Genomic DNA, 23,272 nt, shown 5'->3' on the forward strand with positions numbered 1-23,272 from the left:
CCTGTCTCTCGAAGCGAGTCACATGGTCAAGAGCAACACGCGGTCCCCGCAGGACTCCTCCGCCGATTCCGCACGCGCGCCGAGCGACGACGTCTTCTCCGTACTCGCGGACCGGCGGCGGCGGCAGATACTCAGATATCTGCACGAGGCCGATCCCCCGGAGGGGCTCGAGTCCATCGCCGACGCAGTGGGCGACCGAGCCGGCGCTCCCCCGCGGCGGGAGTTGCGCATCGCGCTCCACCACAAGCACCTCCCGAAACTCGACGCGACCGGCCTGATCGAGTACGACGCCGGCGACAACCGCGTGGTCGACGCGGAGGGCGTCGAGTCGGTGTCGTCGTACCTCGACACCGCCGAGGAACTCGGCGAGTTCTGATCACCCGTCGGTCGCCGTCAGGTACTCGGCGGGAACGCAGTCGGTCGTGTACGTGTCCCGCCCCCGCTTCGTGACACGCCGCCCGTCGGCCAGCATCGCCGCCGCGTCGACCCGCAGGACGACCGGATCCGGGGCGTGGCGCTCGCCGACCGACCGTGCGCCCGCCGTCGACGCGGAGAGGTGCACCTTCTGCCACCTCATCGGTTTGAGACCCTCGGCGAGGATGCTCTCGACGTTCTCCGGGGCGGTACCGTGGTAGAGTTCGTCCGGGACCGGCGCGTCCGTCGGCTCCAGCGAGACGTCGACCGAGTGCCCGTAGGCCGCCCTGACGCGGTCCCCGTCGCGCTCGAAGCGGCCCTTCGGGTCCGTCGCGACGACGCCCGCGACCGACTTCTCGTCCGCCCAGTCGTACTTCCCGGTCACCGCGTCGACCAGATCCGCGTACGGGGTCCACCCGGCGTCGTCGAGGGACAGTCCGGCGTCCGACGGGAAGTGCCGCAGCGCGCCGGAGAGGAACTTCGAGAGCCGAGTGCGGCGGCGGTCCGAGAGCACTCGGCGCCCGCCGTCGCCGCAGACCGGGCACTCGCCGCCGGCGAAGAAGCCGTGCGCCTCGCAGTCGCGAACTCCGGACATGGGCGGCGGTAGTCGGCCGCGGGACAAAAGCGAAGCGAGACCCGGACAACGCGACGCCGAGGGGGCCGTCGCGACGCATTCCGAGCGACTGACAGTGGAGATTAACTTGCTCAACGTCGCATTCACGTGCATGGAGCTCGGACGACCGACGCGTGACGCCGAGGCCGAACAGGAGTGTCCCGAGTGCGGGAACGAGAACGCCTCCCGGCGGGGCGAGGAGCGGGAGACGTTCGAGAACGGACAGACCGTCGTCAAGCGCGAGCACTACACCTGCGCGGAGTGCAACGCCAGCTGGTGGGTCGACGTGTGGCCGGACGACCGCGTCTACGTTACCGGGTGAGTGGACCGCGACGACTCCTCGCCGGCGCTACCCGCATCGGCGGCGACCGCATGCGTCGGCCCGCTGCCGGCCCGAGCGTCGCGTAACGGTGGCCGCCGGGGCAGTCACCGGGACGCGTTCTCGACGAGCGTCCGGCCGTCCGTTTCGGCTTCGCCATCGCCGTCGTCCCGCTCGTCCGCCGGCGACCCGGACGCCGGGACCGGTCGGTCGTCACTGTCGGTCGCTTCCGACGCCGTCCCCGTCGGGCTCGTACCGTCGGGTCCAGTCTCCGTCGCGGGCGAGTCAGCGTCTCGCCGCTCCGTCTTCGCCGTCGGTGCTTCGTCGCTTCTGCGTTCCGCCCGTCGCGAGTAGCGCTCCCGGAGCACCGCCACAGTCTCGTCGCGTACCGTCCCGGGCGAGAACCAGTAGAGACAGAGCCCTGCGGAGACCGGGAACAGGGCCGCGGCCCCGACCAGCGCGATCTCGGTCATCGCCGCCGGGTCCGCGGTCGCCCCGACGTGCGAGCCGACGATCCAGACCGCGGCGACGACTCCGTACGCCACGCAGAGGTACAGCGCCGTCAGCGTCGCCGCGCCGAGCACCGCGAGTAACACGTTAAACATGCACACCCCGGCAACGCCACGCCGGATAAATCAATCGGATAGTTTAGATAACTGTCCGGAGGGCAAAAACCCTCGACCGGGCGCCCCGACGGGGCCGTCGACGCTCGCTCCCTGCGCGGTCGGTGTCGCCCGGCGGGCCCTCGTTGTGGTACTGCCGCGCACACGCTAGTCCTCTCGTCGGTCTCCACAGTCCCGCCGGAGCGACGCCGGGGAGCCGCCTACGCTACCGGGGAGCGGGAAGTGAAAAGAACGCCAGACGGCTGTCTGACGCGACCCCCGTTACTTACCACGGGTATCGTTGAATGGCGGGACGTGAAACGCCGAACGTATCTCGGGGTCGTGGCGCTGGCGCTCGCCGGCTGCTCCAGCGACGGCGACAACGCCGGACCGGGCGACGCGACGACGGGAACAGACGGGAACGCGGGATCGACGACGAGCGAGGGCGGGTCGGACCCGATCCTGTTCGACGGGAGCGGGGAGACCACGACCGACACCTTCGAACTGGAGGGCGGCATCGCCGCCTTCGACATGGAACACGCCGGCGACGGCGGGTTTCAGGTCGAACTCGTCGACCAGTCGAGCGGCAACACGGTCGAGTTCGTCGCGAACGAGATGGGCCAGTGGCGGGGCCGGATCCCGTACGGCGTCGACCAGGGGACGTACGCGCTGGCGGTCACCGCCGTCGGCGACTGGAGCGTCGAGATCAGCCAGCCCCGGCAGTCGGGCAGCGACGCCGACCAACCGCCGCTGTCCTTCTCCGGGGAGTCGCCCGACTACGAGGGCCCCGTCGAGTTCTCCGGGGAGACGACGTTCGCCGGGAGCTACGCCAGCAACGGCGTGTTCAACGTCGCGGTGCTGGACCCGGATGGCAACAGCACGAGCGTGTTCAGCGAGATGCGGTCGTTCGAGGGCGAGGAGTCGGTCGAGATCGACGGGACCGGCTGGATCCGCGTCGTCACGAACGGGGAGTGGGAAGTGGAAGTGGAGTGAGCGATTCCGCCTCACGTAGCCGCGACGCCGCCGCTCAGACGTGATTCGCGGCAGTTCGAAAAGTGCCCGGGGAGGGCTCCGAACCCTCGATCTCCGCATGTCCCAGGTTCGAGGCTCGGCGGGCCTCAGGGACACGGAGAGCTTCCAAGGCGATACCGCACCGAATCTCAGAACCCTATGAGTGCGGCGCTATGTCCAGCTAAGCCACCCGGGCTCACTCTCCGGTAGTCGGCTGATAGTCTTTAAACTTCTCATATCGACCGACGGGAGCCGGGGATACGGCCCTCGGATTTAAGACACGTCCGGCGCTCAGTGTGAGCATGGACGTTCCCGGTATCGTGGAGTCTTCCCTCGGCGACGAGAACGTCGCCGCCCGGGTCTCGATAGGCGGCGAGGACGAGCTGTTCGTCACCCCGACGCGGACGCTTATCTACCGAGCGGACGGGCTCCTCAGCGACGAAACGGTCGAAGAGTACCCCCACGACGCGGAGCGACTCACCGTCTCCGAAGGGCGGCGAAAGACGAAGATCACGCTCGACTACGCGATTGATGGGGAACGCGAGTTCACCCTCCCCTCGAAGCAGGCGGACACGGCGCTGCACCCGGTGCTTGCCGGCGTGTTGAACGCCAGCGGCGTCACCGAGCCCGGCGAGTCGGTGAACCAGACCTACCGGTTCAGCGAGCTCACCATCGTGATCACGAGCGACCGGCTGGTCAAGCACGTCGGCGAGGCGGTGTGGGACGAGGAGTACGAGGAGTACCGCTTCGCGGACGTGACCGGACTCGACTTCGAGGAGGGCAGCGTCGCGACGCAGATCGTCCTCGAAGTGAACGGGCGACCTCAGCGGATCAAGGCGCCGAACGAGCAGATCGGCGAACTCCGCCAGCGGCTCACGCAGGCGCTGTGCTCGTACTACGACGTCGCCAGCGAGGCAGAACTGGCGGACGCCCTCAGAGGCGACGAGCCGGAGGAGGACGCCGAGGAGGACGCCGAGATGGGCTTCGGCGAGGGCGTGGACCCGCTCGACGCCGACCCGCCGTCGACCGAGGAGGCGGAGGCCGCGGCGGACGACAGCGACGCCGCCGCGGACGACCCCGAAGACGCGGCGGAGGGGGCCCGCGTCGGCACCGTCGAGTCGGGCGGCGAAGAGGGGGACGACTCCGAAGACGGGTTCGACGAGGCGGGCTTCGAACCGGCCACGTCGAGCGACGCGGGCGCGTCCGACGACGTCGCCGACGAACTGGCCGAGCTCCGCGAGGTCGTCGAGGAGCAGAACGAACTCCTGGAGCAGCAGCGCCAGACCATCGAGCAGCTGATCGACGAACTCAGCCGCGGTCGCTGACCGCGGGTCGTCTCACTCTCTCCCGGTCACCTTCCGGATGCAGGAGCTGCCGAACGGGCCGACCTCGCCGGACTCGAACTTGATGAAGTGACCCGTCGAGAGGCCCGCGCCGCAGCGCTCGCAGGTGAACTCGCCCTCCTTCTGGACGACCTGGCTCTCGAACCGGACGAACGCGCCCCCGGAGGGGCGGATGATGCCGTCCTCGCGCTCGACGACGCCCCGCTTCTCGGCCTCGTCGAGGATCGTCCTGGTGAGCGTCGGGTTCGTCGTGATCGTCTCGATGCGGTCGACCGCGTCGGCGACCGACAGCTCCTCGTGCTCCAGGTTCCGCAGGAGTTCGACGCCGAGCTCGACCGTCTCGTCCATCGCCCGACAGTCGCTCGCCGACCGGATTAAACGTTGCGCGGCGGCGCGCCCGGCGACCACAAAGGTTTCAAGGCGCACCCGACGACCTGCGTTCGATGCAGATCGACCGCCGAACTGCCGCCGGCGGCGCCGCGCTCGGCGCCGTCGCCGCTGCGAGCCTCCTCGCATCGCCGGAGGCCGCCCTGTCCGCCGCGGCGTCGGCGGCCGCGGACCCGCTCCTGTTCGGCGTCGCCCTCCTCGCGATCTATCTCGTCCGGCCGTTCCTCGCGTGGCCGACGACCGCGGTCGCCATCCTCGCTGGCTACGGCTACGGCGTCGCCGCCGGCGTCCCCGTCGCGCTCACCGGCGCGGTGGTGACCTCCATGCCGCCGTTTCTCGGCGTGCGCTGGCTCGCGGGGGACGGCCGCTTCTGGGGCCACCTCGGCGACGCCGGCGACCGCTTCTTCGGGTCGACCGGCCACGTCCGCGGCGTCACGGCGGCCCGCCTGCTGCCGATCCCGGCGGACGCCGTCACCTGCACGGCGGCCGCGAGCGGCGTCTCGCTGCCGGCGTTCGCGCTCGGCACGGTGCTCGGCGAACTCCCGTGGACTATCGCCGCCGTCGTCGTCGGGAGTTCCGCGGAGCGCGTCGCCGCGGAGGGGCTTGGCGAGGTCGGCCTCCCGCTGGTGATCGCCTGCGTCGCCGCGGCGGCGCTGCTGCTCGCCGGTCCCGCCTATCAGTACTTCGGCAGCTCGACCGCGGCCGCGTGATTCACTCGGCGAGGTCGATCCGACAGCACGCACCGGTTGTCAGGCCCGCCTCCTCGATGTGCGCCGACAGGCAGGCGTAGTTGCAGAACCGCCCGGCCTCCTCTCGATCGCCGTCGACCTCCTCCTCGACGAACACCGGATCGTGGTCGGACACGTCACTTCCGCAGTAGGTACAGGCGTCACTCATAGCGGGTGGTGGCGGGGCGGACGTACCAACCTTGCGTGCTCGTGTCCCGGCCGCGCGGTACCGCACGAGTACCCCGTATCGAACGCCTCAGACCCAGAAATTGTCGCTGCAGTCCATCACCACGCCGTGTTGCGGGCAGACGTACTTGCAGTGCCGGCGATACATCGGCGCCTCGCACATCGGGCACGGCCGACCGCCGTCGCCACCGGCGCTGTCCTTGCCCCCGTCGCCCGTAGCCGCGTCGTCCTCGTCCATCACGTTCGGGTTCGGAGCGCTCCCTGCTAAGCGTTCTGACCGACGGGCCCCGAGACCGGTCCGACGGGCGCTACCGGCGGCTGTCGACGACGCAGAAAGAGAGAAAGACGAAACCGCGACCGAACCGCGTTACCTCAGCACTCGCTCCAGCCGCAGGATTCGCAGGTCTTGCAGCCTTCGGAGTAGTAGAGACTCATCGACCCGCAGTCCGGACACTCGGGGCTCTCGCCGGCGTCGATGATGTCCTGCTGGTCGGTGCTGCCCGCGTCCGCCTGCGGGCCGGCGTCGGTCTCCGCACTGGACTCGACCTGTGCGCCGCCGTCGGTCTCGGGTTCGGCGGTACCCTCGGTCTCGTCGATCTCCGTGAGGTTCTTCTGCTGCGGGTAGGCCTTCTCGATCTCGCCGTCGAGGTAGCGCCGCAGACCGGTGCCGATCGCGTCCGGGATGGACTGGATCTGCTCGCCCTTGTCCCAGGCGACCTTCGGGCTGCGGATGCCCTGCAGGTCGTCCGCGATCTCGTACGGGTCGACGCCCGAGCGCAGGGCGAAGCTGATGATCTTCGCGAGCGCCTCGGTGAAGGAGGCGGTGAAGCCGCCGGAGTTGCCGATGTTGGCGAACAGCTCGAACGGCTCGCCGTTCTCGTCCTCGTTGATGTTGACGTACAGCTTGCCGTAGCCCGTGTCGATGCGCTGGGTGACGCCGTGGAGCACATCGGGGCGCGGGCGCTCCTTGGCGTAGGCGTCGCCGGTGCCGTCCGCGCCGGAGAGGATCTCGTCGACCTCCTCGTCCAGCGCGGCGCGGACGTCCTCGTTGTCGAGGAACGCCTCGACGCCGCCGAAGACCTCGTTGATCTGCTCGACGAGCGCCTCCGCGGCCTCGCCCTCGTCGGCGAAGTCCTTGTTCTCGGCCCGCGTGGTCAGGACCTGCTTCGAGCGGGTGCCGTCGCGGTAGACCGTGACGCCCTTCCCGCCGTTCTCGTAGATGTAGCGGTACACCTCGTCCATCTCCTCGTGCGTGGCGTCGTTCGGGAAGTTGCACGTCTTCGAGATGGCGGAGTCGACGCCCTCCTGACAGGCGCACTGCACGGCGGCGTGGTCCTTGCCGGAGAGGTCGCCGGTGACGACGAACAGCTCGCCGATCGGGTCCGGGACAGTGTCTAGCCCCTCGACGCCGTCGAACTCGTTGTTCGCCATCTGCTCCTGGGCCTCCCGCTTGACGGCCTCGACGTCGAGGTCGTTCTCCTCCAGCACGCGGAGGAAGTAGTCGTCGAACTCGACGAGCATCTCGTCGCCCTGCACGTCGTCGGAGACGTTCTTGTAGTAGGCGACGTTGTAGATGGGCTCGCAGCCGCCGGTGGTGTTGCCGACCATCGACGTGGTGCCGGTCGGGGCGATGGTCGTCGTGTTGTGGTTGCGGATTGGGTAGCCGTCCTCCCAGTCGTCCGCGTCGAGACCGGTCTGCTTCTCGAACCACTCGCGGTACTCCGTGGGGTTCGCGTACTTCGATTTGTCCCACTCGTCGAAGGAGCCGCGCTCCTCCGCGAGCTCGTGGGAGGCCCGCTTCGAACCGTGGTTGATGTGGCGCATGACCTGCCGGGCGACCTCGTTGCCCTCCTCGCTGCCGTACTCGATGCCGAGCTGGATGTACAGCTGCGCGAGCCCCATCACGCCGAGGCCGATCTTGCGCATCTCCCGGACCTTCTGCTCGATCTTGTCGACCGGGAAGTCGGACATCGTGACGACGTTCTCGAGGAAGCGCGTCCCCTTCTCGATACGGCGGTCGAGCTCTTCGACGTCGAGCGCCTCGTCGAGGAAGTCGTCGACGGACGCCTCCAGCGAGTCGTACTCGTCGGCGTGCTCGTCGTACCAGACGCGCCAGTCCGGCGCGTCGAGGTCCGCGAGCGTCGAGAGGTTGATGTGGCCGAGGTTACACGCCTCGTACTCCTCCAGCGGCTGCTCGCCGCAGGGGTTCGTCGCGAGGATGCGGTGGTCGGGGTGTTCCTCGACGTCGAAGGAGTGCTCCTTGTTGACGCGTTCGAGGTAGATGACGCCGGGCTCGCCGTTCTCGTGGGCGCCCTCGACGATGTCCTCCCAGACGACCTCCGCGGGGACGGACAGCTCCTCGCCGACCTCGACGTACTCGCCGAGGTCGAACATCTCGTACAGCTCCTTCGTCTCCTCGGTGGCGACGTGCGGTTCGCCGGTGCGGGGGTTCGTGAAGGTGAACTCCTCGCCGTTCTCCAGCGCCTCCATGAAGTCGTCGGTGACGCCCACGGAGATGTTGAAGTTCGAGAGGTGGCCCTCGGCGGCGTTGCGGAGGTGCTTGGGGACCTTGCCGTCCTCGGTGATGAGGTCGCGGGCCTCCTCCAAGGCCTCCTTGAAGGAGTTGTGGGTGTAGTCGTCGGGGTCGTTGAGCCGGAGGGAGTGGGCCAGCGAGACGTCCTTGTTCTTGGCGTGGATGAACTGGATGACGTCCGGGTGAGAGATCCGCATCACGCCCATCTGGGCGCCGCGGCGGGCGCCGCCCTGTGCGATGGTCTCGCACATCTGGTCGTAGGTCCGCATGAAGGTGATGGGGCCGGACGCGATGCCGCCGGTGGAACCGACGGCGTCGCCGTAGGGGCGCAGCCGCCAGAACGCGTAGCCCATGCCGCCGCCGGACTGGAACACCTGGGCGGCCTCCTTGGCGGTCTGGTGGATGTCGTCGATGTCGTCCTCGGGGGAGTCGACGAAGCAGGCGGAGAGCTGCTGGAGCTCGTCGCCCGCGTTCATCAGGGTGGGCGAGTTCGGCATGAAGTCCAGGTTCTCCATCATGTCCTGGAACTCCTCGGCGGTCTCCTCGACGTGCTCGCGGACCCCGTCGGGGAGTTCGGGGACGACCGTCTCGTAGGAGAACTTGTTGACGTTGTAGATCGAGAGGGTCGTCTCGGCGTCGTCATCAGAAGCGTCAGCTTCTGATTGGCTCGTGGGAGCTTCGCTCCCACGAACGTCGTCGACGGTGGTGCCCTTCCCGAACACTTCCTCGGCGAGCTCGTCGCGGCGGGGGTGGTCGGGCTTGAGCTGGTCGGGCGTCACGGTGACCTCCTCGCCGCGCTTCTCGGCCTCGTAGACGGCCTCGGCGAGCGCGATGTTCTTGCCGACGCGCTCGAAGAGGTCCTCCTGCTCCTCGATGAGTTCGCCGTCGGCGTCCTTGCGGAGGTAGCGCGCGGGGAGGATGTTGTGGTAGGCGTTACCCGTCAGGCGCTCCTGCAGGGTGTCGCCCTCGGTGCGCTTGATCGGGAGGGTGATCTCGTCGGCCGTGAGGTCCGCGTTACTCATGCGCGGCACCCCCTGTCGGCCGTCGGGCGGTTCGGTCGTCGGCGTGCGTCGTGTGGCAGTTCATTCGTAGCGAAGATTGGGTACTGAAGCCTGCTAATTAACAGTTTGGCTTTCAGTTTTTTCAACAGGTTTCGGTCGCAGATGTATCTGCGTGGTTGATCGCGGTCGGTGTTGCCGGTCTCCGCGTCCCGCGCGAAGTCGGCGTTCGGTACGCCCACTACTGTGTGCGGACGTATAATAAAGATGGCTAGTCATCGAAGTGGAAGTGAAACAACAGGATCGGCGCGCCGTCACGGAGTTCCGGCGGCTCGGGCCGGTGAGAGTGGTCGCGCTCGCGGCGTCGCGTCGCGGGTGATCGAGTCGTCCCATCCGCGGTCACGTACGGGCCGGCGGGTGTTAATCACCGTGGCCCGTTCGACAGCTGACACGATCCGAACGGAACCGTCAGTCCGCGGCCGCGGGCGAGGTGATCGGACAGCAAACTTATGGTCAGTCAGTGAGGTGATCCGGACATGTACGCGCAGTTACCGGCCGCCCTGCTCCAGCTCCCCGGCGTCGCGAACTCGCCGCTCGGCAAGCTCCTCGTCGCGATCGTCGCCCTCGCCGTCATCGTGCTCGTCGGGCGCATCGTCCTGAGCATTGCCTGGAAGCTGCTGCTGATCGCGGGCGTCGTCGTCGCCGCGCTCTACGCGGTCAGCCTGGTCCCGTTCTGAACGCCGCGGCGGAAGGACGAGCCGCGGAGACCCACCGCCAGTGGGCGCTCGGCCGCGGGCGCTCACAGCCCGGTGAGGAAGTTCTCGATGACGTCGTGTCCCACGGCCGTGAGCACGCTCTCCGGGTGGAACAGCACGCCCTCGATGGGGTGCTCGCGGTGGCGGACCCCCATCGCGATCTCCGTCCCGTCGTGGTCGGTCACCGCCGTCACCTCGAAGCAGTTCGGCACGTCCGTGGCGATGAGCGAGTGGTAGCGTCCGGCGCGAAAGCCTTGGTCGAGCCCGGCGAAGACGCCCTCGCCGTCGTGCTCGATCGGGTACGCCTTCCCGTGGATCGGCTCCGGCGCGCGCCCGACCGCGCCGCCGTAGACGTGGACGGCCGCCTCGAACCCGAGGCAGACGCCCAGCGTCGGCACCTCGGGGCTGACCTCCCGGAGGACGTCGTTCGTGACGCCCACGTCGCGCTCGTTCGCCGGGTGGCCCGGCCCCGGACTGACGACGATCGCGTCCGGGTCGGCCGCGCGCACCGCGTCGAGGGAGGCGGTGTTTCGCAGCACCTCGGTGTCGGCGTGCTCGCTGACGTACTCGACGAGGTTGTACGTGAACGAGTCGAAGTTGTCGACGAAAAGTACCGTGGGGTCGCTCATCGCTCGCCCCCCAGTTCAGTCGCCGTCTCACCGCCGTCCGACGGGGTCTCCGCGTCGCCGGCTTCGCCGTCGGCCGCGACCGCCCCGTCGCCCGCCGCGATCCGGTCCAGCGCGACGAGGACGCCGTCCATCTTCTTCTCCGTCTCCTCGTACTCGGCGGTCGGGTCGCTGTCGGCGACGATCCCCGCGCCCGCCTGCACCGTGACGCGGTCGGCGCTCCCGTCGCCGTCGGGCAGCGCCGCGTCGCGCTCGACGGTCGCCGTCCGGATGACGATGGCCGAGTCCATGTCGCCGTTCCACGAGTAGTAGCCGACGCCGCCGCCGTAGAGGCCGCGGGGCTCGCGTTCGAGGTAGTCGATGATCTCCATGGCGCGGATCTTTGGCGCGCCAGAGAGCGTCCCGGCGGGGAACGCCGCCCGCGTCGCGTCGAAGGCATCACAGTCCGCGGCGAGCGTCCCCGTAACGGTGCTCTCGATGTGCTGGACGTGGCTGTACTTCAGCACGTTCATGAACTCGTCGACGCGGACGCTCCCGGACTCACTGACCCGCCGCACGTCGTTGCGCGCGAGGTCGACGAGCATCGTGTGCTCGGCGCGTTCCTTCTCGTCAGCGAGCATCTCGCCCGCGAGGCGGCGGTCCTCAACGGGGCTCGCACCGCGGTCGCAGGTGCCCGCGATGGGGTTCGCCATCACCTCCTCACCGCGGACGGAGACGAGCGTCTCGGGGCTCGCGCCGACGACGTGCAGGTCGTCGTAGCCGAGCAGGTACATGTACGGCGACGGGTTCACCTCCCGGAGCGCCTCGTACAGTCCCAGCGGGTCGACATCGCCGTACAGCTCCCGCTTGCGAGAGATGACGCCCTGGTAGATGTCGCCGTCGAGGACGTGCTCTTTCGCCTTCCGGACGCTCTCCTCGTACTCCTCCTGCGGGCCGGCGGTCTCGGCGACCTTGCGGAAACCGCCGGGGTCAGGGCCGTCCGCCGCTGCGAGGAGCGCCTCGACGCGTTCGACCTCGGCGACGAGGTCGTCGTAGACGGCGCCGGCGTCGTCCTCCGGGCGGAGCACCGGCGTGCAGACGAGTTCGAGCGTCCCCGCCACGTCGTCGAAGACGAGCGTCCGGGTGTTCAGCACGAACTGCGCGTCCGGGAACCTGGAGGGCGGGCGCTCCAGCCCCACCTCGTCGAGCCACATGTCGTAGACGGCGTCGTAGCCGAGGAAGCCGACGAGGCCGCCCTCCAGGTGCTGGCGGTCGTGCTCCGGGAAGCCGCGCAGTTCCGCGTCGGGCAGCACCGCCCGGAGCTCGTCGACGGTGTCGCCGCCGTTCGTCGCGATCAGGTCGCCGTAGCGCTCCTCGGTCAGCACGTCGACGGTCGTCTCGTCGGGGCCGACCGTCGCGACGGCGACCGGGTCGTACCCGACGAACGAGTAGCGCGCGTGCCGGTCCGGGTTGGCCGAAGTCGGCCGGAACGCGCCGTCCGGGTCGCTGGAGGCGGTCTTCTCCGCGCTTTCGAGCAGGAAGGAGTAGTCCGACGCGTCGGCGTCGGTCGTCCGGCCCGTCAGCGCGGCGTAGGCGGCGAGCGGCGACACGTCGACGTCGAGGGCCGCGGCCGCGCGGATCACGACCGGCCCGTCGGCGTCCGCGCGCTCGACGAACGTCTCGCGGTCGACGTTCACGCCTCGACCCCCTCGCGGTCCGCGTCCCCCGCGATCGTCGCGTTCCGGACGAACGCGCGGACGGCCTCGTGGTCCTTCACGCCGCCCTCCGCTTCGACGCCGTCGGTTCGCTCCGCTCCCCGACGAGCATCGCGCTCGCTCGGCGAGCGCTCAACCCCGCTCGCAACGTCGACCGCGAACGGGTCGACCGTGCGGACGGCCTCGGTCACGTTGTCGGGCGTGAGGCCGCCGGCGAGGATCAAGGGCGCTTCCAGATCGGCCGTCGCCTCGCGGGTGCGCTCCCAGTCGTGGGTCTCGCCGGTGCCGCCGCCGCCCGCCGCGTCGACGGAGTCGACCAGCAGGGCGTCCGCGACGCCGTCGTACTCGGCGGCGCGCTCCGGTTCCGCGGCGTCGACAGACTTGATCACGTCGGCGTCGACGGCCGCGCGGAGGTCGCCAACCGCGGCGGGGGAGAGGTCGCCGTGCTCCTGCACCGCGTCGGGGCCGACGCGCTCGACGAGGTCCGCGCCGGCCGCGGCGCTCTCCGGCATCGTCACCAGCACGCTCGTCACGAACGGCGGGACCGCGGCGGCCAGTTCGGCCGCGCGCTCGGGCGACACCTCGCGGGGCGTGTCGACCGGCACGTCGCAGATGAACCCGACGGCGTCCGCGCCGGCGTCGACGGCCGCGCGGAGGTCCGCCTCGCGGGTGATCCCGCAGATCTTCGCCCGCGTCATCTCGCCACGGCCGACTGGAGGTCGGCGAGCTTCCTCGCGGCCTCGCCGGAGTCGATCGCCTCGCGGGCGGCGTCGACGCCCGCTTCCAGGCTCTCGGCCTCGCCCGCGACGTAGATGGCCGCGCCGGCGTTCGCGAGGATGATGTCGCGCTTCGCGCCCGTCACGTCGCCCTCGACGATCCCCTTCATGTCCTCGGCGTTCTCGGCGGGGGTACCGCCCGCGACCGCCTCGACGTCGTACTGTTCGAGGCCGAGGTCCGCCGGCGTCAGAGTGTACTCCTCGACCTCGTCGCCGAATACCTCGGCGACCGTCGTCTCGCCGTGGATCCCGATCTCGTCCATGCCGGAGCCGTGGACGACCAGCGCGCGCTCGACGTCCATCCGCGCCAGTGCGCGGGCGAGCACCGGCACGAGGTCCGGGTCGTACACGCCGACGATCTGCGCGTCAGCGCCGGCCGGGTTCGTCAGCGGCCCGAGCACGTTGAAGATCGTCCGCATCCCGAGCTCCTTCCGCGGGCCGATGACGGCCTTCATCGCGGGGTGGAACACGGTCGCGAGCATGAAGCCGATGCCGTCGTCCTCGATGGCCTCCTCGACGGCCGGCGGTTCGGCCTCGACGTTCACGCCGACCTCTTCGAGCACGTCCGCGCTCCCGGAGGACGAGGACACGGAGTAGTTACCGTGCTTGGCGACCGGCACGCCCGCGCCGCTGGCGACGATGGCGCTCGTCGTCGACACGTTGATCGTGTCGTAGTCGTCGCCGCCCGTGCCGCAGGTGTCGACCAGCGGCGTCCGGTCCGGATCGATCGTCCGCGCCGCGTTGCGCATCCCTTCGGCGAAGCCCGCGATCTCCGTCTCCGTCTCGCCCTTGGCCCGCAGCGCCGCCAGGAGCGCGCCGATCTGCGCTTCCGTCGCTTCCTCGAAGACGGCCGTCGCCGCCTCGCGCGCTTCCGACTGGGTCAGGTCCGCGCCGTCACTGACGCGTTCGATGTGTTCCTGCATGATGGGGCACCGATGGATTACTTCGTGTTGTAGTGTACAAATCTGTACATCAACTTAAGGCTGTCGCCGGCGCGGTCGTCGCCGATTCCCATACGGCGTCGGAATTCGAAACCTTCAATTATATCCCCCGGCTACCGGTTAGTGCAGGCAAGCACCAGACGGGGTTTGTGGTCTAGTCTGGTTATGACACCTCCTTGACATGGAGGAGGCCGGCAGTTCAAATCTGCCCAAACCCACTACATTCTTCCGACGCTGCTCTGCCAGCGCCAGGTGTATTCGAGACGTCGAACGATGAATCAGGGAGCGTAGCGTAACGACGGGGTTCGATCTGCCCAATAGGTTCCTCCGTCAGACCTGCGTTCTACCCTCACTCCCGCCGGTCGTCGAGATGCCGACCCCGAGCGTGGCCGCGGAACACGTCGAACGCCCATCTGCCGGCGTAGACGAGCCTTCGCCGCCACCGGTGCAGGCCCTCCGGTTCCCCCTGATTCGGATCGGTCATACTGGTCCGTTCGCTCCGACGACTCATTAATTATCCCCGTAGTCGGAGTCGTACCCGATATACCGTCACAAGCCCTATCACCACAGGCGCAGAACGTACCCGTAATGCCTTTCGACCCGAACGAGCCGGAGATCGACGCGGACGAGGTGTGCGACCGCGTGGACGCGGCCATCGAGGAGAACGAGGTCGTCCTGTTCATGAAGGGGACGGAGCTGATGCCCCAGTGCGGTTACTCCGAGCGCGCGCTCGGGCTGATCGACAAGTACCGCGACGACTACGAGGTCGTCGACACGCTCCAGAACCTCGAGGCGTTCCGCGAGGCGCTGGAGGCCCACAGCGGCTGGGAGACCACGCCCCAGACCTTCGTCGAGGGCGAGTTCGTCGGCGGGAGCGACATCCTCGCGGAGCTCGACGAGCGCGGCGAGCTCGCGGAGACGCTGAACGTCGACCCGGACGAGGTGGAGACCGACGCCGACGCGTCGGACGCCGACGACGCCGGCGTCGACGCGCCGTTCTGACGGTCCGGCCGGCGCTTTTCCGGTTGCGCGGCGTAGTGTGAGCCATGAGCGACATCTGGCACAGCGTGCGCGACGAGTGCGAGCGGCTCGACCCGGAAGCGCAACTGGTGACGCCCGTCTCGGAGCGGCCGTTCGGGATCGAGACGACGTTCGACGACCGCGTCGTCGTCCGGTTTCACGACGGCGGCGAGGAGCGCCGGCTCAACCGGCGGCAGTTCGAGGTGCTCGCGGACCGCCTCGACGACGGACCGATTCCGCTGGAGGACCTGCCGGCCGGCGTCGAACCGTACGCCGCCGTCCTGAGTCTCGCCCCCGCGGTCGTCTCGGACGGCGAGACCCTCTCGCGGACGCCCGACGAGGGCGACGACGGGGAGAGTCCGCACCTCGTGCCGCCGGAGGAGGCGCGGACGCCACCGGAGCGCGTCCACGACGACGCCGTGTTGCTCGCGGACCTGCTGGAACGGCTGGACGCCGAGGACCCGGCGTCGCTGGACACCGAGGCGCTGACCGATCTGTACGTCGTGCTGTCGGACGTCCAGCGCGGCGCGGACCGCGTCAGGAGTTCGGTCGGCGAGCCACTGCTCGACCGCCTGGGCCCGGACCAGGAGCTACGCGGTCGGTTCGGGACGGTCCGGCGGACGACGCGCGAGCGGAGCCGGCCGAAGGACGACGAGACGGTGCTCGACGCGCTCGACGAGCACGACATCCCGCACGAGTGGGTGATGGGCGTCGACCCCGACAAGCTGGACGTCGTGGTGGCGGTCACGGACCTGACCGAGGACGAGGTGTACGACACCGACGAGCAGGTGTACGTCCAGAAGACGGGCGTCGACGAGAGCGAGAAGTTCTCGCGGCTCCGCGGACTGGTCGACCGCATCGACGAACTCGACGAGGGTGCGGAGCTACGGGACGACCTCGCCGACCTCGAAGAGCGACTCGACGAGGCTCTCTCGGCGGGGTAGCCGGGCTGTCGCGGGCGTCGAGCGGCAGACCCGTTGACGGGGGGAGCGATCGACTACCGCAGTTACCCGTCGCCCTCGGACTGGTACGGCTCGCCCACCGCGTGCCGGGGCAGGAGGTTCATCACCTCGGTCTCCAGGTCGTCCATCGACTCGAACGTCTCGTCGCCGGACCCTGCGACGAGGTCGCCGAGGTTCTCCTCGCCGTCCGCGAGGACCAGCGTCACGTCGTCGCACTCCTCGGCGACGGCCTCCCGCGACGCCGGGTAGTCGAGTTCGTTCAGGACGGCTTCCAGCTCGTTGAGTTTGACGTTTCTTCCCATGTCTTACGACTACGGGTGCAACGGGCATAGAGGTAGGGCACGGCCCGCGGTCGAACACGCTCCCGAGACAGACGGCGGCCGTCGGCCGGCGGTCACTCCGTCACGGAGAGGCGCACGTCGCCGGTGTCGGTGGTGACCCGGAGCGCGTGCGTGCCGTCGCCGAGGTCCGCGACGAACGTGGTCTCGGTCTCCGTGTCGGGGTCGTCGAACCCGTCGGCCGTGATATCGCCCGTGTTCGTCGACACGGTGACGGCCGCGTCGAGTTCTCGCGAGAGCGCCAGCGAGACGTCCCCGGTGTCCGTCTCGACCTCGGCGTCCCCGGACAGCGACGGTATCTCCGCGTCGACGTCGCCCGTGTCGGTCCGCACTCTGTCGACGGCGGTCGACTGACGGACAGTGACGTCCCCGGTGTCGGCCCGGGTCGACACCGTCCCGTCGACCCCGTCTATCTCCTGATCGCCGGTGTCGGTTTCGGCGGTCAGGTCGCCGCGGACGTCGGCCGCGTCGACGTCCCCGGTGTTCGTCTCGACGGTCGTCGGTCCGTCGACGCCGCGGATCCGCAGGTCGCCGGTGTTCGCCGTCGCCCGCGTGACCGGAAGCCCCTCGGGAACGACGACTTCGACGTCCATCGTCGGCCCCGGCCCCAGCCGGATCCAGTTGTCGTCGTCCGACCGCGTCGCGGACACGTCGACGGTCCCCCCGCTGCGCTCGACGGCGAGTTCGAGCTGGTCGAGACCGTCCTCGCCGCCGGCCCGCTTGACCGCCTCGACCCGGACGTCCGACCGGTCCTCGCCGCGAACGGTCGCGTCGCTCACCTCAGTCGCGAGGGTCAGGCCGTCTGCTCCCGCCGGGTCGACCGTCTCCGTGACGGTCTCTTCCGCGTTCCTGTCGGTCGCGATCGCGATACAGCCCGAGAGCCCGCCGAGGAGGGCGGCGCTGGCCGCGGCGAGAAGCGTCCGCCGCGCCACGGAAGCGTCGGTCGCTGTGGAGTCGGTCATCGTAATCCCAACCTCTCGACGGCGGGTAATAAAGCGCCCCCGACCGTTACAGCCGCTACAACCCTGCAAAAGCTATATATACGGCGTCCGAGCCGCCGACCTTTCTTTCGGTTTTTTCAAAGGTCAGGCTCGCCGTCACTGAACTTCTTAACGCCGTAGCACTAACCCTCGGAGAACCGCTCCCCCATTTCAAACCATGAGTGATACCCCCCGTGTTCTTTACGTGAGTCTGGGGCCCGGAGACGACGCTGCCGACGCTCTCGCCGACGAACTCCCCGACGCCACCATCGAGACAGCCGCGGACGGTGCGGCCGTCGAGGCACGCGTCGCCGAGGGAGACGTCGACTGCGTCGTCAGCGCGCACGATCCCCCCGACGTGGACGCGATGGCGGTGCTCGACCGGCTCCGCGAGGCGCTGCCGACGCTCCCGTTCGTGCTGTTCGCGGACGATCCCCCCGGGTCGACGGTGCGCGAACTGTACGACCGGCGGGCGACGACGCTCGTTCGACGCGACGGCGACAGCGGCTACGCCGCCCTCGGCGCGGAGGTGTCGAAACACGTCGCGCCGTCCGTCCCCGAGAACCTCCCCCGAAACGCCGAGCACGTGTACCGGGCGCTCGAATCGTCGGACCAGGGGATCGGTCTGCTCGACGCCGACGGCGAGTTCGTCTACGTCAACGAGGCGTACGCGGATATCTACGGCTACGACCGCGAGGAGATGGTCGGAGAACACTGGTCGATGCTGTACAGGGAGGAAGACGTCGAGCGAGTCGAGGAGGAGATCCTGCCGCAGGTGGACGAGGCAGGGAGGTGGCGCGGGGAGACGGTCGGCGTCCGGAGCGACGACGAGGAGTTCGTCGAGGACCACACCCTCGCCCACACGACCGACGGCGGCCTCGTCTGTATGGTCCGGGACGTCACTGACCGGAAGCACCTGCAGTCGGAACTCGATGAGGCGCTCGGCCGGATAACGGACGCGTTCTACTCCCTGGACCGGGGATGGCAGTTCACCTACCTGAACGACAGGGCGGAGGCGCTGCTCGACCGCGACGCCGACGAGGTCATCGGGGAGACGGTGTGGGACGAGTTCCCCGATATCCGCGACACCGAGATCGGGGAGAAGTACCGGGAAGCGATGGAGTGTCAGGAGCCGGTGCGGTTCGAGTCGTTCTACGAACCGCTCGACGCCTGGTTCCGGATCCACGCCTACCCCTCCGAAACCGGCCTGTCGGTGTACTTCGAGGACGTCACCGAGGCCGTTCGGACGCGGCGGGAACTCGAGATGGAAAAAGAGCGGTTCCGGCGCATGGTCGAGGACGTCCAGGACTACGCGATCTTCATGCTCGACCCCGAGGGCAACGTGCGGAGCTGGAACGCCGGGGCGGAGCAGATCAAGGGGTACGAGGAGGAGGAGATCGTCGGTGAGCACTTCTCGACGTTTTACACCGAGGAAGCCGTGGACGACGGCGTTCCCGAGCACAATCTCGCCGAGGCGGCGAGGGAGGGCCGGACCACTCACGAGGGGTGGCGCGTCCGGAAGGACGGAACCCGGTTCTGGGGGTTCGTCACGATCACGGCACTGTACGACGACGGCGACCTTCAGGGGTTCACGAAGGTGACGCGGGACATGACGGAGCGAAAGCGCCGCGAGGAGCAGTTGACCGAGCTCAACGACCTCTCCCGGGACCTGCTCGAAGCGGAGACGGCCGACGAGATAAGCGACCTCGCGGTGACGGCCGCCCGGTCGATACTCGACTGTCCCGTGATCAGCGTCGCGCTGTACGACGCCGACGCCGGAGACCTGAAACCGGTCGCGCAGACGCCCGAAGCGGCTGACGCGACCGAAGGTGGGATAGTGATCGACAACGGCCGCCGGATCGAGTGGAAGGCGTTCGTCGAGAGTGAGACGAAGCGGTGGGGCGAGCCGGACGATGCGGCGTTCGAGGGGTCCCCGTCGAACGGCTGCGTCGTGCCGCTGGGTCGCCACGGCGTGCTCGCGGTGGGATCGACCGCGGCGGACGGCCTCGGCGAGTCGACCGTCGACGTGGCGGAGGTCCTCGCGTCGACGGTGACTGCCGCGCTCGACCGCACGGAGCGCGAGCGCGAGGTGCGGGAACACGAGCAGTCCCTCGAAGAGAAAAACGAGGCCCTCGAACGGCTCAACCGCATCAACGAGGTCATCCGCAGCATCGACCGGGCGCTCGTCGGCGCGACGACGCGGGCCGAGATCGAGGAGGCGGTCTGCGCGGAACTCGCCGACGCGAGCCCGTACTGTTTCGCCTGGATCGGCGCCACCTCGGGGGCGACGAACGAGGTGCGGCCGCGCCAGTGGGCCGGCGCGGACCAGGGGTACCTCGACGGGGTCGACCACGTGGCGGCGGGCCCGGACGCCGAACAGTCACCGGCAGTGCGTGCGATGCGAACGCGGGAGACGCAGGCGGAGCCAAGCCTGCTCACCGATCCGCCGTTCGAGCCCTGGCGACAGGAGGCGCTCTCCCGCGAGTTCCGCTCCGCGATCAGCATCCCGCTTGAGTACGCCGGGTCGCTGTACGGCGTCCTGAGCGTGTGCGCGGACGACACGGGCGTCTTCGACGAGATGGAGCAAGCGGTGCTGACCGAACTCGGGGATACGATCGCTCACGCCATCAACGCCGTCGAGAGCAAGAAGGCGCTGGTCAGCGACTCCGTCGTCGAACTGGAGTTCCGGCTCCGCGACCCGGATCTGGTGCTCGCGCGGGCCGTCTCCGAGGGCGGCGGCCGCTTCGAGTTCGAGGGGGTCGTCCCCGACGAGGGGCACGGACGGTTGTTTTTCACCGTCTCCGGTATGGACCCCGAGGCGGTGGCCGAGCACGTCGACCCAACACCGGAGATCGATGACCTCAGGCTCGTCGCCGAGCGCGGGGACCGTTACCTCTACGAGATGGCGCTCACGGACCGGAGCCTCGTGCGAACCCTGATCGACCACGGGGCCGTCCCGAGAGAGATCACGGCGGACGGCGACGAGGTCCGCCTCGTGGTCGACCTCTCGGAGGACGCGGACGTTCGCGGGTTCGCCGAGATGATGCAGTCCCGGTATCAGGACGTCGAGCTCGTCGGTCGTCGAGAGCGTGAACGCCCGGTCCAGACGCGGGACAGTTTCCTCGCCGAGGTGAGCGACCGGCTCACGGCCCGGCAGGAAGAAGTGCTCAGAACGGCGTACCTGAGCGGCTTCTTCGAGACGCCGCGGGACCGGACCGGCGGCGAGATCGCGGAGTCGCTCGGCGTCTCCCAGCCGACGTTCAACAACCACCTCCGCGCCGCCCAGCGGAAGCTCTTTACCCTGCTGTTCGAAGGGGAGGCCTAGATTCATAGCCATCCCTGTCCGCGATGGGTACGAGGCTAGCTATACTCCCTATCGGCGCGGGGGGCCAAGGAAAGGTATGGAACGAGACACCGGGAGCCCCGTTCGGAAGACGTCGGACGCGCCGAGCACGGCCGTGGTCATGGCGGTCGCGGAGGCGCGGGGCGTCGACCCCATCGACCTCGACTGTCGCCTCGCCGACGTCGTCGATCCCGACGCGCTCGATAGACTGTTCAGCGACGACCGCCTGCGCGCGTCGACTACCCCCGAGCTCGCGTTCACGTTGGGGCACTGCTCGGTCACCGTCCACGAGGACGGGTCGGCGTCCGCGACGGAGACCCGAACGTGAGACGGAGGCGTTCAGCGTGATACCTGACAGTTCGGCGGACGCCTGCGCGAACTGCGGGGCAGAGATAGACGGCAGCGAGTGGCACCCGGTCAGGGCGACGCACGGCGAGGACGGCGAGTTCCGCCTCTACGCGTTCTGCTCGGAGGAGTGCCTCGAAGAGTGGGAGTAATGCCTCGCCGCCCCCTTCCCCTTGCGGTCGCGTTCGCGCCGCTACGTCAGAGATTACGTGGTGTAGTGTTTCTTCGGCCCGTCTTCGAGCCCCATCTGTAACTCCGCCTCGACCTGGTTCACCTTGTCCGTGGGTTCGAGGACCTGCCCGCCGTTTCGCTCCCCGCGTTCGAGGAGGCCGGCGGCGCTGAGTTTCGGGATGTGGTTGTGATACAGCGTCATCTTGATGCGCTCGACCGTCCGGTCGTCGACCTCGCTGACCGAGACGTTCCCCTCCCAGGCGGCGATGTGTCTCGCCAGTTCCTCCATCGATACCGGCTGGTTCCGCCTGCTCAGATACGCGAGCGCGTATCTGCGGCGGCGATCGGAGAGCAACTCGAACGTCAGCTCCGGCGTGAGTTCCACGTCGCTGCCCCGTTCACCCATCGCCGGACTCACCCCGTCCCCCCGACGCCCGGCAGCTGAAGTGTAGAGCCATACGGCTCCCTACGTGCCTGCGTCTTAAATCTTTCTCGTACGTCCGACCGCTGTCACGTGGTCGTTGTGACGGGAATCATCCGTCAGTTTTCGGCGAAGTCCGACCCGTGGATGGTCTCGTGCATCCCGATTATCAGCGCCGGTACGACGACCATGAAGACGTGTTCCTCGATCGGGATCCCGAGGAAGTCGACGCCTGTCCGGAGTTCGATGGCGAAGACCCCGACGTGGAGAGTGTACCAGTCCCAGACGTACGCGATGGGGTACAGCGCCGCGATCGTTTTGCCGGCGCGGCGGAGGGCGTTCGCGCGCACCAGCAGCGCGAGCGCGACGCTCCCGAAGACGACCTCCGTCACGAGGTACGTGTACGGCCCGAAGACGCCGATGTCGGGGACCACGGTCGTCGGTAGGGCCGCCACCCCCTAAACCTCGGTGTGCCACCAAATCGCAAGGGACGAAGTTTGAAGGCCGTCGCCGGCGAAGATTACCGTGTGAGTACGATGGATATTGCTGACATCGCGACCCGCGAGTACGTCGAAGTCGACGCCGATACCAGACTCGGGAAGGTTCGGTCGCTGTTCGAGGAGGAAAACCCCAAAGGGATCATCGTCACTCGCGAGGGCGAGTACGAAGGGGTCGTCGGCGAACGGCAGCTCCTCCAGTCCCACGTCGAGGACGACACGAAAGTCGCCGCCCTGGTGAAACCGAGCCGGAACGCGCCCGCGCCGAAGGTCGACCGGACCGAGGACATCCGGGAGACCGCCCGGGTGCTCGTCGAGGGCGGCACCAAGGTCGCACCCGTCTTCGAGGGCGGCGAGCTGTGGGGCATCATCACGGAGGACGCCATCCTGCAGGCCGTCCTCGAGAACCTCGACGCGCTCGACGTGGGGCAGATCTACACCGAGAACGTCATCACGATCACCGAGAACGACGGCGTCGGGAAGGCGATCAACCTCATGCGCGAGAACGCCATCTCCCGGCTCCCGGTGGTCGACGACGACGGGATGCTCTCCGGGGTCGTCACCACCCACGACATCATCGACTTCGTCACCCGGAACGAACAGCGCATCACGGGCAAGGGCGACCGCGCCGGCGACTTGGACCGGATGCTCGACATCCCCGCCTACGACGTGATGTCCAGCCCCGTCGCGACGACCTCCGTCGACGAGAGCGTCCGCGACGCCGTCGAGGAGATGCTCGACAACGACTACTCCGGGCTGGTGGTCACCCCCGAGAACGACGACCGCGTCGTGGGCGGCGTCCTCACCCGGACCGACGTGCTCCGGGCGCTGACCTACACCGAGGAGGAGCACATGGACGTCCAGATCACCAACATCGAGCTCCTCGACACCATCTCCCGGCAGGACATCCGCGAGAGCATCGAGCAGGTGTCCGGCAAGTACAGCAAGATGCACGTGCGCCACGCCCACGTCCGCTTCCAGGAGCACCAGGAGAAGCTGCGGGGCACGCCGCTCATCCTCTGTCAGATCCGGATGCGGACGAACCGCGGCCAGATGATGGGCAGCGGCGAGGGGTACGGCTCGAAGCAGGCGTTCCACGTCGCGCTCGACAAGCTCGAACGGAACGTCCTCGAACAGAAGGGGATGCAGAGCGACGAGGAGTACCGCGGGCAGCTGCTCCGGAAGCTGGGCGAACTGTAGAGGCTCGGCGCCCGGACTCCTCCGTTATCGGATCGCTTTCTCGCTGCGAGGCATAGCTCGACCGCGAGC

The 23,272-nt window shown here is 68.6% G+C and carries 26 protein-coding genes, 2 tRNA genes and 1 pseudogene; 13 read left to right on the forward strand and 16 right to left on the reverse strand.

What is annotated here, in order from left to right; translation table 11 throughout:
* Positions 1 to 22: 22 nt before the first annotated feature.
* Positions 23 to 376: a DUF7344 domain-containing protein gene (locus D8670_RS07755; protein WP_121817478.1), complete on the forward strand. Its 354-nt coding sequence runs from the start codon at positions 23 to 25 to the stop codon at positions 374 to 376.
* On the opposite strand, the gene D8670_RS07760 is transcribed toward D8670_RS07755, so the two are convergent.
* The gene (locus D8670_RS07760) at positions 377 to 1,009 is read right to left on the reverse strand and encodes an RNA 2'-phosphotransferase (RefSeq protein WP_121817479.1); all 633 of its coding nucleotides are present in this window, start codon (positions 1,007 to 1,009) and stop codon (positions 377 to 379) included.
* Between the two features lie 130 nt (positions 1,010 to 1,139).
* Here D8670_RS07760 and D8670_RS07765 point away from each other — a divergent pair, with 130 nt between their 5' ends.
* Entirely contained in the window at positions 1,140 to 1,349 is a 210-nt protein-coding gene (locus tag D8670_RS07765) for a hypothetical protein (RefSeq protein WP_121817480.1), read from the forward strand.
* 104 nt (positions 1,350 to 1,453) lie between these two features.
* Here D8670_RS07765 and D8670_RS07770 read toward each other — a convergent pair whose 3' ends face one another.
* Positions 1,454 to 1,951, reverse strand: coding sequence for a hypothetical protein (locus D8670_RS07770; RefSeq protein WP_121817481.1), 498 nt, complete (start codon positions 1,949 to 1,951; stop codon positions 1,454 to 1,456).
* A gap of 312 nt (positions 1,952 to 2,263) precedes the next feature.
* Here D8670_RS07770 and D8670_RS07775 point away from each other — a divergent pair, with 312 nt between their 5' ends.
* Positions 2,264 to 2,941, forward strand: coding sequence for a hypothetical protein (locus D8670_RS07775; RefSeq protein WP_121817482.1), 678 nt, complete (start codon positions 2,264 to 2,266; stop codon positions 2,939 to 2,941).
* A gap of 63 nt (positions 2,942 to 3,004) precedes the next feature.
* On the opposite strand, the gene D8670_RS20820 is transcribed toward D8670_RS07775, so the two are convergent.
* Positions 3,005 to 3,155: transfer RNA gene (locus D8670_RS20820), tRNA-Met, on the reverse strand.
* Between the two features lie 106 nt (positions 3,156 to 3,261).
* Between D8670_RS20820 and D8670_RS07780 the strand changes: the two genes are divergently transcribed.
* Complete coding sequence (locus D8670_RS07780; protein WP_121817483.1) at positions 3,262 to 4,284, forward strand: DUF7115 domain-containing protein; 1,023 nt, start codon at positions 3,262 to 3,264, stop codon at positions 4,282 to 4,284.
* A 12-nt stretch (positions 4,285 to 4,296) separates the two neighbouring features.
* On the opposite strand, the gene D8670_RS07785 is transcribed toward D8670_RS07780, so the two are convergent.
* Positions 4,297 to 4,650, reverse strand: a complete 354-nt coding sequence (locus tag D8670_RS07785) for a DUF5830 family protein (protein ID WP_121817484.1) — start codon at positions 4,648 to 4,650, stop codon at positions 4,297 to 4,299.
* Between the two features lie 95 nt (positions 4,651 to 4,745).
* Here D8670_RS07785 and D8670_RS07790 point away from each other — a divergent pair, with 95 nt between their 5' ends.
* Complete coding sequence (locus D8670_RS07790) at positions 4,746 to 5,399, forward strand: TVP38/TMEM64 family protein (RefSeq protein WP_121817485.1); 654 nt, start codon at positions 4,746 to 4,748, stop codon at positions 5,397 to 5,399.
* 1 nt (position 5,400) lies between these two features.
* Here D8670_RS07790 and D8670_RS07795 read toward each other — a convergent pair whose 3' ends face one another.
* From D8670_RS07795 to D8670_RS07800, 3 genes are all read right to left on the reverse strand, one after another.
* On the reverse strand, positions 5,401 to 5,586 hold the full coding sequence (locus tag D8670_RS07795; RefSeq protein ID WP_121817486.1) for a hypothetical protein: 186 nt from the start codon (positions 5,584 to 5,586) through the stop codon (positions 5,401 to 5,403).
* A gap of 87 nt (positions 5,587 to 5,673) precedes the next feature.
* Entirely contained in the window at positions 5,674 to 5,841 is a 168-nt protein-coding gene (locus D8670_RS21815) for an HVO_2523 family zinc finger protein (RefSeq protein ID WP_162994222.1), read from the reverse strand.
* Between the two features lie 134 nt (positions 5,842 to 5,975).
* The gene (locus tag D8670_RS07800) at positions 5,976 to 9,158 is read right to left on the reverse strand and encodes an adenosylcobalamin-dependent ribonucleoside-diphosphate reductase (RefSeq protein WP_121817487.1); all 3,183 of its coding nucleotides are present in this window, start codon (positions 9,156 to 9,158) and stop codon (positions 5,976 to 5,978) included.
* Positions 9,159 to 9,670: 512 nt separating this feature from the next.
* Between D8670_RS07800 and D8670_RS07805 the strand changes: the two genes are divergently transcribed.
* Positions 9,671 to 9,871 carry a DUF8029 family protein gene (locus D8670_RS07805; protein ID WP_121817488.1) on the forward strand — a complete coding sequence of 67 codons (201 nt, stop codon included), beginning with the start codon at positions 9,671 to 9,673 and terminating at the stop codon, positions 9,869 to 9,871.
* 62 nt (positions 9,872 to 9,933) lie between these two features.
* Here the strand turns inward: D8670_RS07805 and trpG are convergent, their stop codons facing one another.
* The 4 genes from trpG to trpD are packed head-to-tail and all read right to left on the reverse strand — an operon-like array spanning position 9,934 to position 13,908.
* A complete protein-coding gene (gene trpG / locus D8670_RS07810; protein ID WP_121817489.1) occupies positions 9,934 to 10,518 on the reverse strand; it encodes an anthranilate synthase component II in 585 nt (194 codons plus the stop codon).
* Entirely contained in the window at positions 10,515 to 12,191 is a 1,677-nt protein-coding gene (gene trpE / locus D8670_RS07815) for an anthranilate synthase component I (RefSeq protein ID WP_121817490.1), read from the reverse strand. Before trpE ends, trpG begins: the two co-directional genes overlap by 4 nt.
* Entirely contained in the window at positions 12,188 to 12,907 is a 720-nt protein-coding gene (locus tag D8670_RS07820) for a phosphoribosylanthranilate isomerase (RefSeq protein WP_121817491.1), read from the reverse strand. Before D8670_RS07820 ends, trpE begins: the two co-directional genes overlap by 4 nt.
* Positions 12,904 to 13,908 carry an anthranilate phosphoribosyltransferase gene (trpD, locus tag D8670_RS07825; RefSeq protein WP_121817492.1) on the reverse strand — a complete coding sequence of 335 codons (1,005 nt, stop codon included), beginning with the start codon at positions 13,906 to 13,908 and terminating at the stop codon, positions 12,904 to 12,906. Before trpD ends, D8670_RS07820 begins: the two co-directional genes overlap by 4 nt.
* 161 nt (positions 13,909 to 14,069) lie before the next feature.
* Here trpD and D8670_RS07830 point away from each other — a divergent pair.
* Positions 14,070 to 14,144: transfer RNA gene (locus D8670_RS07830), tRNA-Val, on the forward strand.
* A 131-nt stretch (positions 14,145 to 14,275) separates the two neighbouring features.
* Here D8670_RS07830 and D8670_RS21640 read toward each other — a convergent pair.
* The gene (locus D8670_RS21640) at positions 14,276 to 14,410 is read right to left on the reverse strand and encodes a hypothetical protein (protein WP_255458973.1); all 135 of its coding nucleotides are present in this window, start codon (positions 14,408 to 14,410) and stop codon (positions 14,276 to 14,278) included.
* Between the two features lie 104 nt (positions 14,411 to 14,514).
* Between D8670_RS21640 and D8670_RS07835 the strand changes: the two are divergent.
* Positions 14,515 to 14,850 (forward strand): annotated as a pseudogene (locus tag D8670_RS07835) (glutaredoxin family protein); the annotation flags it as partial.
* Positions 14,851 to 14,972: 122 nt separating this feature from the next.
* Positions 14,973 to 15,890 (forward strand): DUF7983 family protein, encoded by a 918-nt coding sequence (locus D8670_RS07840; RefSeq protein WP_121817494.1) that lies wholly within the window; start codon positions 14,973 to 14,975, stop codon positions 15,888 to 15,890.
* 62 nt (positions 15,891 to 15,952) lie between these two features.
* Here D8670_RS07840 and D8670_RS07845 read toward each other — a convergent pair whose 3' ends face one another.
* Complete coding sequence (locus D8670_RS07845) at positions 15,953 to 16,210, reverse strand: DUF5789 family protein (protein WP_121817495.1); 258 nt, start codon at positions 16,208 to 16,210, stop codon at positions 15,953 to 15,955.
* A 92-nt stretch (positions 16,211 to 16,302) separates the two neighbouring features.
* A complete protein-coding gene (locus tag D8670_RS07850) occupies positions 16,303 to 17,208 on the reverse strand; it encodes a DUF4097 family beta strand repeat-containing protein (RefSeq protein ID WP_121817496.1) in 906 nt (301 codons plus the stop codon).
* Positions 17,209 to 17,431: 223 nt separating this feature from the next.
* On the opposite strand from D8670_RS07850, the gene D8670_RS07855 reads away from it, so the two are divergent.
* From D8670_RS07855 to D8670_RS20830, 3 genes are all read left to right on the forward strand, one after another.
* Positions 17,432 to 20,551, forward strand: a complete 3,120-nt coding sequence (locus D8670_RS07855; RefSeq protein ID WP_162994223.1) for a bacterio-opsin activator domain-containing protein — start codon at positions 17,432 to 17,434, stop codon at positions 20,549 to 20,551.
* A gap of 76 nt (positions 20,552 to 20,627) precedes the next feature.
* A complete protein-coding gene (locus D8670_RS07860; RefSeq protein ID WP_121817498.1) occupies positions 20,628 to 20,897 on the forward strand; it encodes a HalOD1 output domain-containing protein in 270 nt (89 codons plus the stop codon).
* Positions 20,898 to 20,913: 16 nt separating this feature from the next.
* On the forward strand, positions 20,914 to 21,066 hold the full coding sequence (locus D8670_RS20830; RefSeq protein ID WP_162994114.1) for a DUF7576 family protein: 153 nt from the start codon (positions 20,914 to 20,916) through the stop codon (positions 21,064 to 21,066).
* Positions 21,067 to 21,119: 53 nt separating this feature from the next.
* On the opposite strand, the gene D8670_RS07865 is transcribed toward D8670_RS20830, so the two are convergent.
* Both D8670_RS07865 and D8670_RS07870 read right to left on the reverse strand, forming a co-directional pair.
* The gene (locus D8670_RS07865; protein WP_162994224.1) at positions 21,120 to 21,491 is read right to left on the reverse strand and encodes a DUF7344 domain-containing protein; all 372 of its coding nucleotides are present in this window, start codon (positions 21,489 to 21,491) and stop codon (positions 21,120 to 21,122) included.
* Between the two features lie 134 nt (positions 21,492 to 21,625).
* Positions 21,626 to 21,940 (reverse strand): lycopene cyclase domain-containing protein, encoded by a 315-nt coding sequence (locus tag D8670_RS07870; protein ID WP_121817603.1) that lies wholly within the window; start codon positions 21,938 to 21,940, stop codon positions 21,626 to 21,628.
* A gap of 102 nt (positions 21,941 to 22,042) precedes the next feature.
* Here D8670_RS07870 and D8670_RS07875 point away from each other — a divergent pair, with 102 nt between their 5' ends.
* Positions 22,043 to 23,203 (forward strand): CBS domain-containing protein, encoded by a 1,161-nt coding sequence (locus tag D8670_RS07875; RefSeq protein ID WP_121817500.1) that lies wholly within the window; start codon positions 22,043 to 22,045, stop codon positions 23,201 to 23,203.
* The last annotated feature ends 69 nt before the right edge of the window (positions 23,204 to 23,272 follow it).

Source organism: Halostella limicola (assembly GCF_003675875.1).
Lineage (GTDB): Archaea > Halobacteriota > Halobacteria > Halobacteriales > Natronoarchaeaceae > Halostella > Halostella limicola.

Coding starts and splice junctions, on each gene's coding strand:
- D8670_RS07780 (WP_121817483.1), top strand. CDS start 3,262: ATGGACGTTCCCGGTATCGTGGAGTCTTCCCTCGGCGACGAGAACGTC.
- D8670_RS07755 (WP_121817478.1), top strand. CDS start 23: ATGGTCAAGAGCAACACGCGGTCCCCGCAGGACTCCTCCGCCGATTCC.
- D8670_RS07785 (WP_121817484.1), bottom strand. CDS start 4,650: ATGGACGAGACGGTCGAGCTCGGCGTCGAACTCCTGCGGAACCTGGAG.
- D8670_RS07860 (WP_121817498.1), top strand. CDS start 20,628: ATGGAACGAGACACCGGGAGCCCCGTTCGGAAGACGTCGGACGCGCCG.
- D8670_RS07840 (WP_121817494.1), top strand. CDS start 14,973: ATGAGCGACATCTGGCACAGCGTGCGCGACGAGTGCGAGCGGCTCGAC.
- D8670_RS07845 (WP_121817495.1), bottom strand. CDS start 16,210: ATGGGAAGAAACGTCAAACTCAACGAGCTGGAAGCCGTCCTGAACGAA.
- D8670_RS07765 (WP_121817480.1), top strand. CDS start 1,140: ATGGAGCTCGGACGACCGACGCGTGACGCCGAGGCCGAACAGGAGTGT.
- D8670_RS07790 (WP_121817485.1), top strand. CDS start 4,746: ATGCAGATCGACCGCCGAACTGCCGCCGGCGGCGCCGCGCTCGGCGCC.
- D8670_RS21815 (WP_162994222.1), bottom strand. CDS start 5,841: ATGGACGAGGACGACGCGGCTACGGGCGACGGGGGCAAGGACAGCGCC.
- D8670_RS07760 (WP_121817479.1), bottom strand. CDS start 1,009: ATGTCCGGAGTTCGCGACTGCGAGGCGCACGGCTTCTTCGCCGGCGGC.
- D8670_RS07795 (WP_121817486.1), bottom strand. CDS start 5,586: ATGAGTGACGCCTGTACCTACTGCGGAAGTGACGTGTCCGACCACGAT.
- D8670_RS07875 (WP_121817500.1), top strand. CDS start 22,043: ATGGATATTGCTGACATCGCGACCCGCGAGTACGTCGAAGTCGACGCC.
- trpD (WP_121817492.1), bottom strand. CDS start 13,908: ATGCAGGAACACATCGAACGCGTCAGTGACGGCGCGGACCTGACCCAG.
- D8670_RS07865 (WP_162994224.1), bottom strand. CDS start 21,491: ATGGGTGAACGGGGCAGCGACGTGGAACTCACGCCGGAGCTGACGTTC.
- D8670_RS07805 (WP_121817488.1), top strand. CDS start 9,671: ATGTACGCGCAGTTACCGGCCGCCCTGCTCCAGCTCCCCGGCGTCGCG.
- D8670_RS21640 (WP_255458973.1), bottom strand. CDS start 14,410: ATGACCGATCCGAATCAGGGGGAACCGGAGGGCCTGCACCGGTGGCGG.
- D8670_RS07770 (WP_121817481.1), bottom strand. CDS start 1,951: ATGTTTAACGTGTTACTCGCGGTGCTCGGCGCGGCGACGCTGACGGCG.
- D8670_RS07800 (WP_121817487.1), bottom strand. CDS start 9,158: ATGAGTAACGCGGACCTCACGGCCGACGAGATCACCCTCCCGATCAAG.
- D8670_RS07850 (WP_121817496.1), bottom strand. CDS start 17,208: ATGACCGACTCCACAGCGACCGACGCTTCCGTGGCGCGGCGGACGCTT.
- D8670_RS07820 (WP_121817491.1), bottom strand. CDS start 12,907: ATGACGCGGGCGAAGATCTGCGGGATCACCCGCGAGGCGGACCTCCGC.
- trpG (WP_121817489.1), bottom strand. CDS start 10,518: ATGAGCGACCCCACGGTACTTTTCGTCGACAACTTCGACTCGTTCACG.